Source organism: uncultured Anaerobiospirillum sp., from assembly GCF_902485895.1.
GTDB classification, from domain to species: domain Bacteria; phylum Pseudomonadota; class Gammaproteobacteria; order Enterobacterales; family Succinivibrionaceae; genus Anaerobiospirillum; species Anaerobiospirillum succiniciproducens.
Genome location: NZ_CABTML010000093.1, coordinates 1 through 17,594, shown reverse-complemented (window position 1 = coordinate 17,594; position 17,594 = coordinate 1). Strand labels below are relative to the sequence as shown.

The following is a 17,594-nucleotide window of genomic DNA, read 5'->3' as shown; positions in this document are numbered from 1 at the left end:
GGAATACTCTTGATTGTTGCAAGAAGAACCTCGTATTCTTTCTTGATTTCATCAAATACATCACTATTTTCTAAATTTTCTGCCAGTGGCGCATCGTACTCGTCAATTAGCAATACAACATTGTTTGTGCACAATGGGCGCTCAACATCATGAAGCTCTGGATGCTGTGCTAAAAAGCTCTCATCTGATAACTTTTTCAAACTACACTCAATCAGCTGCTTAAAGACTAGATGTGCATCCAAATCTCTATGGAGCTCTATGCCAAAATATTCAGCATAAGGCTTAATCTGTTCAATAAGGCCATGCTTAAATGTTTCAGAACTTGATGCGTTTATCTCGTTAAACATGAAGCGAAAGACAAAGTAGCGCTCTTTAACTGGCCAATGATCATGGCAGTAGAGACCTTCTGTGCCTACAGTGCCTTTTGAGAACAGATACTCTAAGGTTAAGCACATAGTGCTCTTGCCCATACGACGAGGTCGGGTAAGCAAGATAGAGCTGCGGCCTTTGGCTAGTTCACAAGCAAACTTAGTCTTATCGACATAGACTGTGTCACCTGAAATAAAGTCTTTAAAAGAGGTTAACATACCAGTGGTAATGCTTCTGCGTACCATATTAACTCCACTTGAAATCGACATGAGAAACTCGCCGCTAACTATCATAACGCATAAGCTGATCGAAGGCGCAGCTAAGATCTTCACAGCTGCAGATCTGCACAGCAATGCTAATTGAGCTGCCGATCATCACTCAAGATAATGGCCGCTGATGAGGGGACTTTAGAGTGCGAATTCTTAGAAGTATTGATGCTTTACTAAAGCAAATACATTAAGCCACTATCCTTTGCTCTAAGACTAGGATATGAGAGTCTTTATAGCACAAGCCTAACATGAGCAATGAGGATGTTAGGCTTGATAGGCTTGTTAAGTGGGCTTATTTAGAAGGTATAGCTTAGCTTGAAGTTGATGCGGCTTGAGTCATTGACATATTCAATTTGATTGCCGACTACATGGCTAAAATCTAACATGGCATTAACTGAATCGCGGTTGTAGAACAATGAGATGCCTGCTGATGCAGCCCTTTGCGCATCATAGTCATGGGTAAAGAGTTTAGCTGCCTCAATATGTGGGGCAATAACTAAGCCTAAAGATGCATCAGGCATATACTGCAGTGACTGGCCTACAATAATGCCGCTATCACCGCATAGATCAGATGCTTGATAGGCTAGTAAACCGTTTTCGCCACCTGCCTGCATAACCTCAGAGCCATCGAGCATGGTATTAGCAACTTGCACATTGACGTTGGTGACGGTGCTTAAGTTGTCAGAAAGGATATAGTTAAAGCCAACATTGCCATTGAGCTTGATAAAGTTACCTTCAATGCCGAGATCGTAATCATCATCATTTTCAATGCGACCAGCACTAAGGCGCAGTGATGATGAGACTATGGCGTTACCAACAAAGTTTTTGCTACCAGAGAACTGTACATATGCTGTATTGGAGTGTTTCTTAGTTTTCAGCTCAAAGACGGAAAAGTCTGTAGACATCTTGCGGTAGATATAGCCAAATTGCACATTAGCAATGGCATTAGTATCACGATAGAGAGGCTCTCTTACAAAGGCTTCAAAGGTCAGCTCCTCGTTCTTAGTGCCAAGCTCACGATAAATACCGCCTAAATCAGCATGTGAGTAGCATAAGGATGCGCCAACTAAGGTTGGATGAGAGCTTACTGGAATGGTATAGCCAATGGAGTAGTCGGCCTGATCTTCATCAGTATGTGAATAAAATAGGTTTAAGCGATCGGCACTAGCAGTAGGATTGTTAATCTCAAAGTTACCGCTCATGCGATAGCGACCGGAGCTTAGCGAGCCAAAGTTGTCGATGGCGCTAGTAAAGTAGGCGCGATCGGTGCCATTAATGGCCATCAAATCGAGATTGTTAACTACATTATCAGGAGTAACAGCATCAAATTGACCCTGCAAATTAAAAGTGCCTAAGTCATTGAGCATGAGCATTTGCTCGTAGAAGTCGTGATAGTTTAGATGCTTACCTTCATAGTCTTTAAGCGAGCTTAATAAATACTCAATATAGCCATCTCTTACTTGGGAGTTGTTCTCGATATGTACCTTGTTAAGCTCGGTGGCTTTGATACCGATTTTGAACACTACATTATCAAGATCAATCTCTTGTTGTGGCATATAAGTTTCGCAATTTAAGTAGCCAAGATCTTGGTAAAAATCCTTAATGTTATTGCCCATATCCTGCAAAAGATCGCTACTTACCTTGCGGCCAATTAAAGCATCAAGCATGGTCTTGAGCTTAGCTTTAGTAACAGCATCCTCAATCTCAGGAGCCTCAACAATCTCAATACCTGCAAGGGCAATATCACCTGCTGCAGCCATCGTGTTTGGCTGAGCATTGGTACTGTATCTGGTGGTCTTAACTGTTGAGATGAGGGCCTTGGTGACATTGGTACCAGGGATCTTGCTACGCTCAATGCCTCCAGGAGGCGCAAAGATGGTAGTTTGTACACGCTGATCGCCTGATACATGAGTTAGTGGTGCGACCTGAGCTTGAGCACTTACGCTAGCATTAGCAAGCTTATCTTGGGCACTTACAGTTGCGTTGGTGCCAAGGCGTGATCCTACACTTAGTGCAGAGGCTTGATTAGCCACTGCAGATAGTTGAGCCTTGGTAAGACCAGCATTATCAGTTGCTTTGCTCTTGCCAAATGGTGGGTAGATAACGGTGCTGACGCGATTGCCCTTAACTGTAGTATGAATACCACCATGAGAGGCAGCAGCTGCAGCCTGCTTCAGAGCGCTAACAGTATAGGCAGGTGTAGCTCCTAAGTTTTGAGCATACATACTAGAGCTATCTTTGCTTACCACCTGGCCATTGATGCTAGCTACACTTTCAGACTGTACTGATGGTGCAATCAAGCCATGGCCATCACTATTGTCCGCGCTAGTCACTACAGTAGCTGCAATGGTTACATCCTCATCACCATGCTTAGTCTCTTGCATAACAGCGCCACCACTTACATGAGCGTAAGCAACAGCATTGCCCTGAGCCACAGCACCATTAGTAGCACAATCATTAGCCAGGGAATTAGCAGCGATGGCAGATGCATATTCTCCATCACGACCCAAGCTATGAGACTCGGCTGCAAAATCCTGATGCTCTTGCTCAGCAGAGGCTAGAGATTGTCCATCTGCAGTTGAGTTAGACTCATTAATGGTTCGCACGCTCGAAGCTGCAAGCGCTGTGTGCTGCTCATTAGCTAAGAGTGCAGCATTATGGAAAGCAGCATCGTGGTCTTGAGCAGAGCTATGAGCTTGCACTGACAGATCAGAACCATGATCTTGTACTGACTTAGCAGAACCATTAGCCTGTACTGATGGGTCGGTGTCATGAGCTTGCTCAACTGGAGCGGCGTTATGTGTCTGCTGGTAGTGAGCTGTAGCTTGTGAGACTTGCTCAGCGAGGCTACTTGAGTAGTTAGACAGACTCTGTGCTGTAGAGGCACTCATGTAGCTGTTAGAGTGGGATTGAGCTGAAAAGCTAATTAATGAGGCAAAGGTAATAAACTTAAGAGATTGGCTCAGTAAGGTGCGGTTTAGCATTGGTGCGCCTTTTGTTGTAAAGCTGACCTAAGCATGGTCAAGCCATCGTTAAACAATAGCTTTAGATAAGGCACGAGAGGTACTTATCTAAAGCCGACAAAAGCGCGGTCGTAAGATAGCGGCCGTGATCTGATTTGTTGTCGAAGGTAAAAGGCATGCAGTTATGTGAATGAATTAGTCTGTAATAATTAAACTGCGCTGCCCATACCTTGGGTGTAATCAGCAAAACACTAGAGATCTAGGACTAGCCATAAAAAACATGGCCACTGCCCGACCTCATGAGCAAACTAGAGCAAGTTAAACTCCTTAAGCACACGCTCTGAGAAGCAAAACAACACTATGAGCAACTTAATGTCCTCATATCCGCTCGCTAAATGCACAGCTGCTCTCAAATAGCTTGGGATAAAAGGTTAGTTGTTCAAGGTTGCGCCACGAAATAGCCATATGTACTAAGCCGCATAACAATGAAACTAATTTCGAGCTAGGCGTTAAGTAGCAGGCTATCTAATAGCAAGGTTAAAACTCATATCAACACTGCCTTACACGAGTTACGTCTAAATGTGTAAGTCTTGCTGTGTTGCGACGGTGATAATGTATTACTTCGACAAATCAGCTGTTGAGATTACGTTCGCAGAATCAATTTTGCACACTAAGTTTTTTCACACTGCTCTCAACAAATCCCATAAATAAGCCATTTAAATTTTTAAGATCGATGGCAAATAGAGTATCAATAGCCCTCAAAACCGCCAAAAGTGTGAACTTGCGCAAGTTAGATAACACGTCTCTAATGATCAAACCGTGTCATATATCACAAATATCTCAAAATCTTAGCACGCCTAAAATCCGATAAATAAGCCGTTTATAGCCGCTGCCGTGCAAAAATCTCTCATGCGTTTAAAAACTCAACCCAAGCTAGACCGCCGCAAAATCATCCAAAATAAGGATAGTAATCATTCGTATGCAGTTGTGACCACCAAAAATTGCACCTCAGCTGCGTTGTCTAACAGCTGTAGTTGAGTGGCTAGCAGAGGTATTTGAGGCTTCAGGATTGCAAAAAGTTGAGGTCGGGAGTGAACAGTCTAAGGGGTACTTTTGTAGCTACTGCTATTAGGCAGAAGAGTCTCAAGCAGTGGGGTAGGTATGATTGATTATTCGATATGGGACTTGGGACTTGGGACTTGAGCGGAGCTCGATTACACAGGATGTAGATTTCATCAATGCTAGAAGGCTTCGAGGCTAGGGACTATGAGGCTTGTGATCTTAATCTGCCATAGCGCATAGTCTCAGGGCATTAAATGCTTAAATCACTTGAGATAGGAAGTGTAGCCAGAGGTTACTGGAGAGGGATATTAACTCCGAAGAAGAAAGCGCTTAGGCAAGAGCACCTCAAGCAATTGGCTAGGATTAATTATACGATTTGGGACCAGGGCGAGGATCGATTACTCAGGATATAGACGTCATCAACGCAAGTAGGCTTTGATGCTAGGGACAATGAAGCTGGTGATCTTAATCTGCCTTAACGCAGAGCCACATCAGTTGATGCGGCTGTAGAACTGCCTAATGACCATTACCTGTTAATAAATAGCCGCTATGAGAGCTGCGCATGGGTAAGCATTGGTGAGGCTTGAATCAATTTTGATAGGAATGGGGCTATGCCTTGAGATGAGTGGCAATGGTGTATTAACTCCGAAGACGAAGTATTGCAACCAGTTTTAGGAGAGAATGAGTAATCTGCAAGACTGCTTCCATATTTAACTATTTTCTCGCAAAGTGCCGTCAGTACTGGCTTTATCCTAGTATAATTATCCTACTCAATCATTTTTGGTTATTGGATGGAGCTTGTAATGTCTGAACAGATCCAAGAGTCTCAAAGAGACAGTAACGGCGTGTTTAACGTCGTAGATAATGCAACTGCGTTCAATGAGCTGTTAAAAGCTATTGAAGCAAGCAATTTTTCCCAAAGAGACAAGGGCACTGACTTTGAGAAACTCTCATTAGACTTCCTCACTAATGAGCCAACCTACAAGGATCAGTTCACTAAGGTTCAGATGTATTCTGACTGGGCCAAAGAGCATAAAGATATTGAGTCTGATGCTAGAGATATCGGCGTAGATTTAGTCGGTACTAATGTCATGACCGACGATGATAAAGAGCAAACTTATACCGCCATTCAGTGTAAGTTTTATGCTGCAGATAGAGTTGTATCTAAGAAAGACATCAACTCATTCATTGCAGCCTCTGGCAAGAGTTACTATTCTAAACGTATGATTATCGCCACCAACAATAAATGGGGCCCTAATGTAATAAAAACGTTTGAAAATCAAGATATTCTAACAACCATCATTACGCGTGAGAAGCTGGCTAACTCATCTATCGACTGGTCTAGCTATTTAAAGACCCATGGCAAAGTGGAAGTTATCAAGCGTACTTTAAGAGACTACCAAAAAGAAGCGCTTGAGAACGTAATTGAGGGCTTTAAAACTCATGATAGAGGCAAGCTTATCATGGCTTGCGGCACTGGCAAGACCTTCACATCTTTACGTACCGCTGAGGCACAAGTAGGACAGCATGGTCTGGTGCTTTTCTTAGTTCCATCTTTATCACTCCTCAGCCAGACTTTATCTGACTGGAAGCAGCAAGCTATCCATCCAATGACGGCATTTGCTGTTTGTTCAGACTCTAAGATTGGTAAGAGTGACGAGCTCTTAACTGCAAGTGAGCTTGCCTATCCGGCCACAACTGATGCCAAGAGCCTAGCCAAGCAAGTTAACCAGGCTCTTGTTAATAGTAAACAGAGCCCTGATGGTGGTATGACAGTGGTCTTTAGTACCTATCAGTCAATTGATGTTATTGCTGTTGCGCAAAATGGCGATCAGGCCAAGGGTGCTTGCGTCGAAAACCCAATGCCAGAGTTTGATCTCATCATTTGCGATGAGGCGCACCGTACTGCAGGTGCGTATCTCCTTAACCCGGCATCTAACCCTGCACAGTTAGCCAAGGCAAAAGAGGCATCACCAATATTTGCAGGCTCTGGTGTAACAGACGTAGACGCCTCTGCACACAATAGCACTGAAGACTCTGCTACGTCACATACAAAAAAAGCGAACAAGGGTAAAGCAAACAGAACAGCATCAATCAATGGTATTGATGATGAAGAGGCTGCCTTTACACGAATCCATAACAATCAGTACGTTAAAGGCAAAAAGCGTCTCTATATGACTGCAACTCCAAAGGTTTATGGTACTGCTGCTCTTGAGCAAAAGAATAGTGGTGCAGCAGTGCTTTACTCTATGGATGATAAGGTAACCTTTGGGCCAACATTTAAAACCGTAAACTTTGAAAAGGCAGTAAAGATGGGCTGCCTAGTAGACTATAAAGTTATTATCTTAGTGGGTGATGCTAATACATTCCGCACTGCAGAAGATGCAGATAAGTTCTCTGATAATCATGCATCTCGCGCTGTAGGAGCTTGGAAAGCTCTTAACAAATACGGTATCAGTGATGAACTTGGTGATGATGTAACCCATATGCGTAGAGCGGTTGGATTTGCGCAACAAATTAATCACGATGCAAAGCGAAAAAAGACCTCATCAAAAGACTTTGCTGGGCAGTTCCAAAAGGTCATTAATGATTATCGTCAATATGTTTTGTCTCGCTCAGCTAAGTTTAAGAATTTAACTGATGAGCAAGTGCAGTCTTTGCAGGATGACAATGCTTATAATGAATACTGCTTTGTTAGAGACCATGATCTCTATTGCTCAACTAAGCATATTGATGGCTCTATGGACGCACTTGAGAAAGCTGAATTACTCAGCTGGCTGCGAGAAGAACCTCAGGATAATGAATGTAAACTCCTCTTTAACGTGCGCTGTTTAAGTGAGGGTGTAGACGTACCTTCATTAGATGCTGTTATTTTCCTTGCTCCACGTAAGAGTCAAGTAGATGTTGTACAGACAGTAGGCCGTGTTATGCGTATTGCCCCGGGCAAGAAGCGTGGCTATGTGATTATTCCTATTGTTGCTGATGATATTGAGAATCCTGAGAAGACCTTAGATCGCTCAGAAGAGTTCAAGGTTGTATGGCAAGTACTTAATGCTCTTAAATCTATCAATCCAAGTCATGAACTTGTTGACGGTCGTCTCGATAGAATTGATGACAGAATCGAAGTTATTAGCGTCGTGAATGGAAAGATTAATAATAGCTCATCTGGCGGCGGCGGTGGTGGCGGCGGCGGTGAAAGAGAACACCAAGGAACCCTATTGGATGATTTAGACCAAAATGTCATAAGAGTTGAACAAGCTATTAAGTCAGCAATTATCAAAAAACTTGGTAATAAGAAAACTTGGGAAGACTGGGCTAAGGATGTAGCTTTAATCTGTTCTAATCAGGCAAAGAACATCAAGCGTGTACTTGAGGATACTGAACATCCTGAGGCAAAGAAGCATTTCGATGATTTCAAAAATGAGATGTCTTCGGCTATCAATGGCCACCTGACTAAAGATGGCATAGCTGATGATGAGACTGCATCCTTAAGTGATGACGAGTTTATCGATATGCTTGCTCAGCATATTGTGATTAAACCGGTTCTTGATGAGCTGTTCAAAGAGCATCCATTTACCGAGAAGAACTCTATTGCATCCTCACTCACTCAGATGCTGGAGACTCTGCAGCGCTATGGTATGCAGGTAGCTACTAATGACTTAAAGAACTTCTACGAAAGCGTGGGCTATCGTATGAAGAATGTTAAGTCTTTAGCTGATCGTCAGGCCGTGATCGTTGATCTTTTTGATCGCTTCTTTAAGGTAGCATTCCCTAAGCAGCAAGAAAAGCTTGGTATTGTTTATACTCCAATCGAGGTGGTGGATTTCATAAATCACTCAGTTAACGATATCCTTAAAAAGGAGTTTAATACCAGTCTTGGCGATCAGGGTGTACACATCCTCGATCCTTTCACTGGCACAGGTACTTTCATTACCCGCATGATGTTGGATGAGACCATCATCCCTCGTGCATCATTGCCATATAAGTATCGCAATGAGCTGCATGCATTTGAGTTGGTGCCGCTGTCATACTATGTTGCCTCCATCAACATCGAGTCTGTATATGACGAGCTCAAGCCAAACAGTGATGAGGAGTACGAGGCTAATAACGTCACCGTATTAACAGACACATTTGCTACTCATGACGCTGATGTACTGCCGCTGATGACTTCCAACATTCAGCGTAATGCTTCATTACGCCAAAAGGTGGATAAGCTGCCACTGCGTGTCATCATCGGTAATCCCCCATACTCAGCAGGCCAGACTAGTGGTAATGACAACAATCAAAATGATCATTATCCGGAGCTCGAAAGCCGTTTAGAAGAAACCTACGTTAAACGTGCAGGAAAAATTACTCTCAAGAACAGTCTGTATGATTCTTACATCAAGGCTTTTAGATGGGCCTCAGATAAGATTGGTGAGAGTGGCATAGTTGCATTTGTATCTAATGCTGGATGGATTGACTCTGCCTCAGCTAATGGTATCCGCAAATGTTTTGCTGATGAGTTTAACTCAATCTATGTCTACCACCTTAAAGGCAATCAAAGAACCTCTGGAGAGGAGTCTCGTCGCCAAGGAGGCAAAATCTTTGGTGCTGGATCTCGCGCCCCAATTGCCATAACTATCTTAGTAAAGAACCCTGCTTCATCAGAGCATGGCGTGATTAGATTTGGCTGCGTTGACGACTATCTGACTCGTGAGCAAAAGCTTGCTCAGCTGGATCATATTAAGAGCATGACAAGTGCTTCATTTACCGAAATTAAGCCAGATGAGCATGGTGACTGGCTAAATCAGCGTAGAAACGACTTTGCTAAGTTCATCTCAGTTGATGGTAAAAATCTAGATGGTTTAGCTGTATTCATTAATTATTCCCGTGGAGTCGCTACAGGAAGAGACGCTTGGTCATTTAACTCAAGTAAAAATACCATTCAAGAGAGTTTTACACGCTGTATTTCGTTCTATAACTCGCAGGTTGAAGATGCAATTCGTCTTGGAAACAAGTTTAAGATTAACTTTGACCCAATCATGATGAAATGGGATCAAAGTCAGAGAGATGATGTGATTAAAGGACGTATTTATGATGATTTTGATAATACGTTCATAGTAAACTCAGTCTATAGACCGTTTGTTAAACAGTATTTGTATATGAGTAGTGCATGGCTTAGTAGAACCTATCAGATTCCTAAACTATTCCCTTATGCCGATGCAAAGAATTTAGCAATTGGCATTACAGGATTGGGCGCAAAAGAGATGTGCTGTTTTGCTACAAATGTAATTAGTGACCTAAATATGCTTGAGGCAGGATGCCAAATGTATCCACGATATGTTTACACAAAAGCCTCTGATATTGGCATGTTGGGCACTTGTGAAGTGGACGAGCATGGTTATGTTCGTGAGGATGCTATCAAAAAAGAAGCTGTCTTACACTTCAGAGAAGCATATGGTCAAGAAGGTGACAAGATCGATGCAGATGCAGTTTTTTATTACATATACGGCATTATGCATTCACCTGAGTACAGAGATACATATGCTGCAAACTTAATTAAGGAACGACCACGTGTTCCTAGGGTAGCCAGCTTTGCTGAATTTAAGGCTTTTGAACAAGCTGGTCGTAAGTTAGCTGATCTTCACGTAAATTACGAAAGTGTAACTCCATACAAAGGATGCACCATCGAAAAAACCGATAACGTTCACTACCGTGTAGAGAAGCTTGCTTACGGCAAAATCAAGGGCAAGACTGGTAATGCGGCCAAGGATAAGACCTGCATCGTATATAACGATACTCTGACCATCAAGAACATTCCTCTTGAGGCACAAGAATACATCGTTAATAAGAAGTCTGGTCTCGACTGGATCGTTGAGCGTTGCTGCGTAAAGCAGGATAAAGAAACTGGCATCGTTAATGACTACAACGATTACGCTACTGAAGTTGGAGATGAGAAGTACATCTTTAACTTAATCTTACGCGTAATTACAGTAAGTCTTGAGACAGTAAAGATTGTCAATTCTTTACCAAAGCTCAATATCCATCCACTAGATAAATAGTCGTAGTAATATGAACACAGGGCCATGCTTAACTAGGCATGGCTCATTTAAAAAGGCAGCTGTTAGGCTGCCTTTTGTGTAAATAGGCCGGCCATTTTGCTAGTAAAAGTAAATCTTGGCTTGAATACTTTAAAAAGGCAGCTTGGCCTTGATAGGTTGAAGATCTCATGGTCTACTCTCAGGCATAGCCCATGAGAAAAAGTAACAGATGCAATAGGCTTGTAGAGTGCTTAGCGTACAATGCCTGCTTAGTTGCATAACTTGCAGGGAGCAAAGGTTGGTATGGCGTTCACTGGATTAGAACAAAGCTTAGTTGGTGGTGTAGATGAGCGAGCTTGCTCATTAGATGAAAATGCACCTTTAGCAACTGTAGACATTGCTGATGAAGAGATGACTGAACAAGAGGCAGCCTCAATCTCAAGCATTTTAGTCATTGGCAATGGCTGTCGTCTTTGTCATGAGCTGTATCGTGAGACACTGCAGGCTACTTCGATGTTAGGCATTGCTTGCGATGTTAAGCATATCACCGACGTACAGGAAGCTAAGCAATACAACATCACACGCAATCCTGCTTTGATGGTAAATGGAGTAGTCTTATGTGCTGCATTACGTCTACGTTCAAATGACCTTGCCAAGCTGATGACTGCATTCGTAAAGCATGGCAAGACCATGTGCTAATTGACGGCGGTTTCGTCGTGCTAGAGCTATTGACTGATACAGAGCACTTGCTAGTTGATGGTAGTATCTAGGCATCAAGCTGAGTGCAGTGCGTATGGCAGTGAATTGGTGTACGGGCCTGTAGAGCTTTATAGAGTCTTTAAGGAGCGGGCGCTGCTTGCATGTTTGCCGTGGTTAGAGCGCACTTGCTCATCGTGAAAGAGCGGTGCAATTGGGTAAATGAGCTATCAATATGCTAAGCTAGCAAACTCTCATAGCAACTTGGTCAAAGGATATAGTCATGCACAGTACTGATGATAAGCAAGCACAAGCTTCAGCTCCTGAATTAGACGCACAGAGCGTTAAAGATGAGGCAGCATCTCATAGCGCTGTGAATGAGCAAGTATCTGATGCTGGTAATGATGAAGATCAATTCTACTCAATCCTCAGCAAGCTCAAGGAAGCAGTGGATGCTGATCGCGATACCTTAGAGGCAGCTCTGGGTAAGCAAGGCAACGCCGCTACTGCAGACGCAGCTGATGTTAATGAGGCTGTAGAAGCTAAGGCTAGTGGAAATATTGTTGAGCCTAATGCTGCGCAGGCAGCAATCAGTGAAGACACTAAGGCATCAGATAGTGAAGCATCATCAAAGTCTGTTCATGTAAGCACTGGGCCACTAGCAGCTGCAGCTCATGCTGATAGTGAGAGCGCAGAGCATAGTTCAGAGGACATGGAGAAGCTTAAGAGCAAGCTTAAGCACTTACATCGCTATCATACTGCGCAGCAGAAGGCTATTCGTGAGCATATTGAGGAGCACTTTGGCAAAATCTATCTGCAAGTTGAGGATGTGAAGGATGACGGTTTACGCATCGATATCGACATCATCAAGGCAGAGCCAGAGCAGGGGGTAGAGCATACCATTCTTGTGACCAAGGGTATGGGCGCGTATCGTATGCGTCTACCTGAGGAGCTGCTGCAATATCGCAATCTTGATGAAGTAGAGACAGAGACCAAGGCTAGCGATGTCGAGAATGCTGAGGCTGCCACGCGCCACTATGAGCGTTGTGAGCTGTATATGGAACTGCCAGCATCAATGGATATTGAGTCAGAAAAAGATGAGGACAGCTGGCCAATCTCTATGCTCAATGCCTTAGCAAGACTTCCGTATATCTACAACGCTTGGATTGGTCCAGGTCATATCTTTACCTTCAATGACTATCAAGCACCAGGTACCAAGTTCCAAGGCGCAATGTTATTGCCATTAGCTCCGCATGAGTCAGTTGATAAAGAGGCTGGTAAGCGTGCATTACTGTGTGAGCTGCCTGGTGATTCAGGTAAGGTCAACTTCTATCGTGTAGTGCCACTCTTTGAAGAAGAGCTGCAGTATATTGAACAGCACTCAGCTAAGACTCTCATGCGCTGTATGGACAAGAGCGCATTTATTGCAGATGCTAATCGTCCATTAACCAAGCTTAGAAAGGTTAAGCCAAAGGTAAAGAATGCCACTGATGCTTAAGTATTAGTGAGCATGGGAGGCATTGCTGCAGCTAAGCAGCAAGGCCAATACACAGGCATCATGAAAGCAAAAAGCAGGTGGTCATAGAGTAGGGTCTCACAGAGATTCTGGCCACTTGTTAAATGTTAAAGATCCCCAGTATGGGATCTCTTTAGGCGATTAAGTGAGCTGTGGCTATGGTATGTACTGGTGCAGGTCGCGAGTTTATATGCAGAACTCACGACTCTGTAGAGCTTATGTGAGTACTGGTTTAGAGGCATTTAAAGCAAGAGACAAGAATTGAGGTCGGCAGCTTAAAGCTGCTGGTGCTTTTGTAATTCAAATTGTTACTATGCTTCAAGTTTTCGCGAAGCTAGTTATATGCCATGCATCAAAAGCGCATAAATACTGTGTTTATTGGGAATTAGTATATAAATTATACTAGGGGGGGGGGGCATGAAATTTTTATGCCACGGTCTAAACACCCAGTATCGTCTCTATCTTGATACAGTGTTTAAGATAGCATCTGCATCACTTAGCAGATGGCTACTACATAGCTTTGTTTAGACTGACTAAGTAATCCCATATAGCCAGCTATGTTGAGGAAAAACTCTCAAAGAATAAGCTGCGCGTCTTTATCCATATATTGCCACCCTCATCTACAATCACAATACTAAAGCGCAAATAGCATCAATGGCTATTATGGCGCGGCATTCGTGCTCTTGAATGTATGAGTTTAGGTGGGCAGGCATTACAAGTCTTTATCTTAAAGTTGCGCATAGTTTGGGCAAGCTATGGTTTGAAAGCTTCAATTTACACATCATACATAAACTACAGATAGAGCTGATATACTGACAATCAATTAAAGATTGCAATATATAGCTGCTACCAGGCTTTGCTATCACGAGTTATAGCTAAGAGAATCTTTATGCACGACAAGCATTAGGTAGCAGTCATCACTTCATAGACAATCTATATTTCATTTCAAGAATGAAGCAAACAAACAATGCCATCAAGTTCCTGATGGCTCAATACCGCGCTATTTTCAAGAACGCCAACATCGCCATGGTTGCAGCTATCGCTGCTGCCGCTTTAGCCGCAGGTCAGGCTCAGGCTGATACAATTGATAGCTGGGCCAAATTAGAAACTGTTAAAGATGCTGATACAGTAGAAATTAGTGGAAGCGGATCTGTTGCTGCCAACAATAAAGTTTTTGACATCACATTAACTCAAGCAGGTAATGCAATTAAGACCACTGATGGCAGCGATGCGGCAATCTTCTCGGCTAAAAGCGGCTCTATTACTGTAAAAGGCACTGGTGCTGTATTAAATATTGGTTCAGCTTCAGCTAGTGGCGCGACTGTAACTTTAGGTGCATTTTCAGCTAAGGAAGGCACCGTGAATATCACTGGCAGCGGTGATACTACTTCAACTTTATCAGCTGGTACCATTACTTTAGGTGGCGAGTCCGGCAAAACTGCTGTTATTGATATTAAGGCTAAGGGCGTCTTAGGTGTTGCTGAAGCTACTGACAATACAGTAGCAACCACTACTTTTGATATCCTTGAGGGCGGCGAATTAAAGTTCTCAGCAGCAGGTGGTAAAGTAGGTGCAGCAGGTGATGGTGTAAACCTGAGCGGCGGTAAGATTACTGTAGAAGCTGCAGCAACTGATGCCGAGATGGACTCATCATTAAAAGTAACTGCTGGCACAGTGACATTAGCCGATGCTGCAGGTTTAACTGTTAACAAGGGCCTCACTGTTTCAGGTGGTAAGGTTGTTGTTGGCTCTGCTGCTGCCGCAACCTTAACCGTTCAGGGGGATGCAAGCTTTAATAGTGCAAAAGCAATTAAGATTGCTAATACTGCAGGTAAGTTAGCTATTAAGGATGGTGCAGCTACTTTTGCAGCAGGTTCTATCGAAGCAAATGCAGGCACTATTGAAATTTCAACATCAGCCAACAAAACTGCATCACTTACTTTTGATGCTGCAGATTATGCAACTGTTTTCGCTGGTAAGGTTGGCGTAGCAGCGGCCGATGCAACTGGTAAGTTAGCTTTAAATATTGTTGGTGAAGACGAAATTGAGCTTTCTACAATTGTTAGTGGCGATGCTGGCACTCTAAAGGATACTATTGAAAAATCTGGTCTCAATGGTTCATCTTTTACCATTTCAGCTAATAACGTCAAGTTTACTGAAGGTGCAAAGCTTGCAGTTGGTGCTGCCGACTTAAACTTTGGCAGCTTAGCTGCTGGTAAGTCTGGTGCATTAAGTATTGATGCTGGCAACGTAACAGTAAACGATGCGTTAACAGTAACCGCCTCTGGCGACACATCTGATTTATCAGTTACTGCGACTGGTTCCCTTACTCTTGATGCCAAGGGTCAGTCTGGCTCAATTACTGCTAAGACCATAACAGTAAATGCTTCTACTAAAACAGAGAAGGCATTAAACATTAAGGGTACTTGGGATACTGCAGCAAACATCACTGTTACCAAGGGCGTAGTCAGTCTGAATGACGCCACCCTTAATTTAACAGGTAAATTAGCAGCTGCTGACTCTACGAACGGTACTGTTGTAGCTGATAATTCAACTATCAACGCCGTTGGTGACGGTAATTTCGCTTTATCAGGCAATGCTTTAACACTCCAGAACAATGCCCGACTCGAGCTCGACAAGCTTGATTTACTCAAGGATCAATCTGGCAAGCTAGTTCTTGATAATACAAAGTTTGCTCAGGACTCAGTAATTGGTGGTGGCAACACTACAATTGCGCTCATGGATGGTAAGAACAAGGTATCCATGACTGTTGCTGACTTTAACAAGCTCAAGAGTGACTTTGGCACTAAGTTCACTGGTCTGTTTGAGGTAGAGTTAAGCGATATTGCTACTAGTGATGCAAAGCCTGTTGAAGGTATGAGCCTTGACAAGGTTGTTTCTAATGCATCTATCGATGCATATAACAACACTGGTGTAACAGTTGAAAATGGCGCAACTCCAGTTCAGGTTTCTGCCTCAGTTGGTAATGTTCACGTAAAGACTGAAAATGACTTATCTTTAGGTGCTGGTGGTGCTTTAACTTTGAATAAGGCAAATGCCAATGGCCAGTTCGTCTCTAAGAAGTCTGGTGATGGCACCGCCTTATCAAATGTAACTTTCAACTCTGCAGACAACGCTCTTGTATTAGGTGGTACTGGCGAGATCGGCGCTATTAAGACTGATTCTGGTGTAAAAGGCAGCTTCACTGTTGGTACTGCTTCAGCTAAGGGCACTGTAACTGTTAAGGGTGACGTAGGTGCTTCAGCTTCCGAAATCAAGACAGTTACTGTTCAGAAGGACAACAATCTTGTTGTTAATGGCTCTGTATTCACCCAAGCTTTAGGCGTTGGTGAAAATGGCTCTATTGATGTAGGTTCCAGCGGTAATATCACCACTCAATCAGCCAAGATCTCTGGTGACGTAACAGCTAACACCCTTACTATTTCTGGTGCAGGTAGCTCGACTGCTCCTCAAGCTAACTACTTCAATGGCAACTCTACTATTGATGTAAGCAAGCTTGTTCTTGGTGCTAACAATACCCTAGATATCGGTAAGGATAAGGTTGGTGAGGACGCTGGCTCATTTGCTCATGTATACGCAGATACTTTCGTATTTGAGGCCGGTTCTTCATTATTTGTAGATCCAGAGTATGGCGGCCCAGCTTCACTCTTAGCTGTTCAAAACATCACTGATGACGCATCAAAAACAGATGTTCAGACATTAGCTGGTAAGGCCTACATTGGCAAGAACGCAGCAATGGGTATTGGCTTTACCGATGCCGAGTTTGGCGATCTGATGGCCGATTACCTCACTGTAAATGGCGGCTTTAACGAGAATGGCGATGTAAAGAACGCATTAGCTCTTAATGCCCCAATTACAATCGCCGATAATAACGGTATTGTAATTAATTCTGAAGCTGACCGCGCTGCTCTTGATAGTGCATTTAAGGGCAATCAGGTTACTATGGAAGGTAAGTCTGCCTTAATTCTGACCGATAAGGCTTTCGGTGAAAAGAAGGATAAAGCAGCTATTACTTTCGAATCTACTTCTTCAGGCTCGATTGCCGTAACAGGTACAGATTCAAAAGTTGTTTTAGTTGGTGACTTTGATGGCACTGATCAGGCTCTTAAGCTTGCCGTTTATAACACCAACAAGATTGCAACTGTATCTCAAGATCTTAAGATCGAGTATGCAGGCGGTCTGCTCTTAGGTGAGAAGAACACCGATGGCACTTACAAGCTGGTATTCCAGCAGGATAAAGCTGGTGCAATTTATGACGGCATCTCACGTCCTGTAGCTGACGCTATCGTTGGTAAGCTCCAGGGTCAGTTCAAGGACAAGTCAGCTGCTGGTTACGGCTTATTTGCTAACTTGATTGCTGCTGAAAACTATAAGGCTATTGACGCTGCTGCTCATGCTGCAACCTATGCTGGTGCTCAGCAGGCTGCCGTTGCTGCAGTAACCACCATGGCTGATGCAATGTTTGGTCGTGTCGGTGCTGTTGGTGTTGAGGCTGCCTCTATCTCCGCTACCGGTTCACAGGCTAACGGCGGTGTATGGTTAACCCCAATGTACAAGTCAGTTGACTCCGACCGTTTCAATGCTGAGGGTGCTTCTTACGGTGCTGACGTTGACCTCTCTGGCGTAGCATTCGGTACTGATACTGTAAACGGCAACATGCGTTTTGGTGCTGTAT

6 protein-coding genes are annotated in these 17,594 nt (G+C 43.4%); 4 read left to right on the top strand and 2 right to left on the bottom strand.

Annotated elements, in window-relative coordinates:
- Both RDO37_RS07420 and RDO37_RS07415 read right to left on the bottom strand, forming a co-directional pair.
- A partial coding sequence (locus RDO37_RS07420; protein WP_308498634.1) for an AAA family ATPase occupies positions 1 to 614 on the bottom strand: 614 nt, incomplete at its 3' end.
- Positions 615 to 934: 320 nt separating this feature from the next.
- Positions 935 to 3,622, bottom strand: coding sequence for a ShlB/FhaC/HecB family hemolysin secretion/activation protein (locus RDO37_RS07415; protein ID WP_308498633.1), 2,688 nt, complete (start codon positions 3,620 to 3,622; stop codon positions 935 to 937).
- Between the two features lie 1,844 nt (positions 3,623 to 5,466).
- Here RDO37_RS07415 and RDO37_RS07410 point away from each other — a divergent pair.
- The 4 genes from RDO37_RS07410 to RDO37_RS07395 all read left to right on the top strand — a co-directional run.
- Positions 5,467 to 10,707, top strand: a complete 5,241-nt coding sequence (locus tag RDO37_RS07410) for a type ISP restriction/modification enzyme (protein WP_308498632.1) — start codon at positions 5,467 to 5,469, stop codon at positions 10,705 to 10,707.
- A 282-nt stretch (positions 10,708 to 10,989) separates the two neighbouring features.
- Positions 10,990 to 11,385 (top strand): thioredoxin family protein, encoded by a 396-nt coding sequence (locus RDO37_RS07405; protein WP_308498631.1) that lies wholly within the window; start codon positions 10,990 to 10,992, stop codon positions 11,383 to 11,385.
- Between the two features lie 280 nt (positions 11,386 to 11,665).
- Positions 11,666 to 12,880: a suppressor of fused domain protein gene (locus tag RDO37_RS07400; RefSeq protein ID WP_308498630.1), complete on the top strand. Its 1,215-nt coding sequence runs from the start codon at positions 11,666 to 11,668 to the stop codon at positions 12,878 to 12,880.
- 969 nt (positions 12,881 to 13,849) lie between these two features.
- A partial coding sequence (locus RDO37_RS07395) for a hypothetical protein (protein WP_308498629.1) occupies positions 13,850 to 17,594 on the top strand: 3,745 nt, incomplete at its 3' end.

Bases quoted from the DNA above. Each gene is read 5' to 3' on its own strand.
- RDO37_RS07415 (WP_308498633.1), bottom strand. From the start codon at position 3,622: ATGCTAAACCGCACCTTACTGAGCCAATCTCTTAAGTTTATTACCTTT.
- RDO37_RS07410 (WP_308498632.1), top strand. From the start codon at position 5,467: ATGTCTGAACAGATCCAAGAGTCTCAAAGAGACAGTAACGGCGTGTTT.
- RDO37_RS07405 (WP_308498631.1), top strand. From the start codon at position 10,990: ATGGCGTTCACTGGATTAGAACAAAGCTTAGTTGGTGGTGTAGATGAG.
- RDO37_RS07400 (WP_308498630.1), top strand. From the start codon at position 11,666: ATGCACAGTACTGATGATAAGCAAGCACAAGCTTCAGCTCCTGAATTA.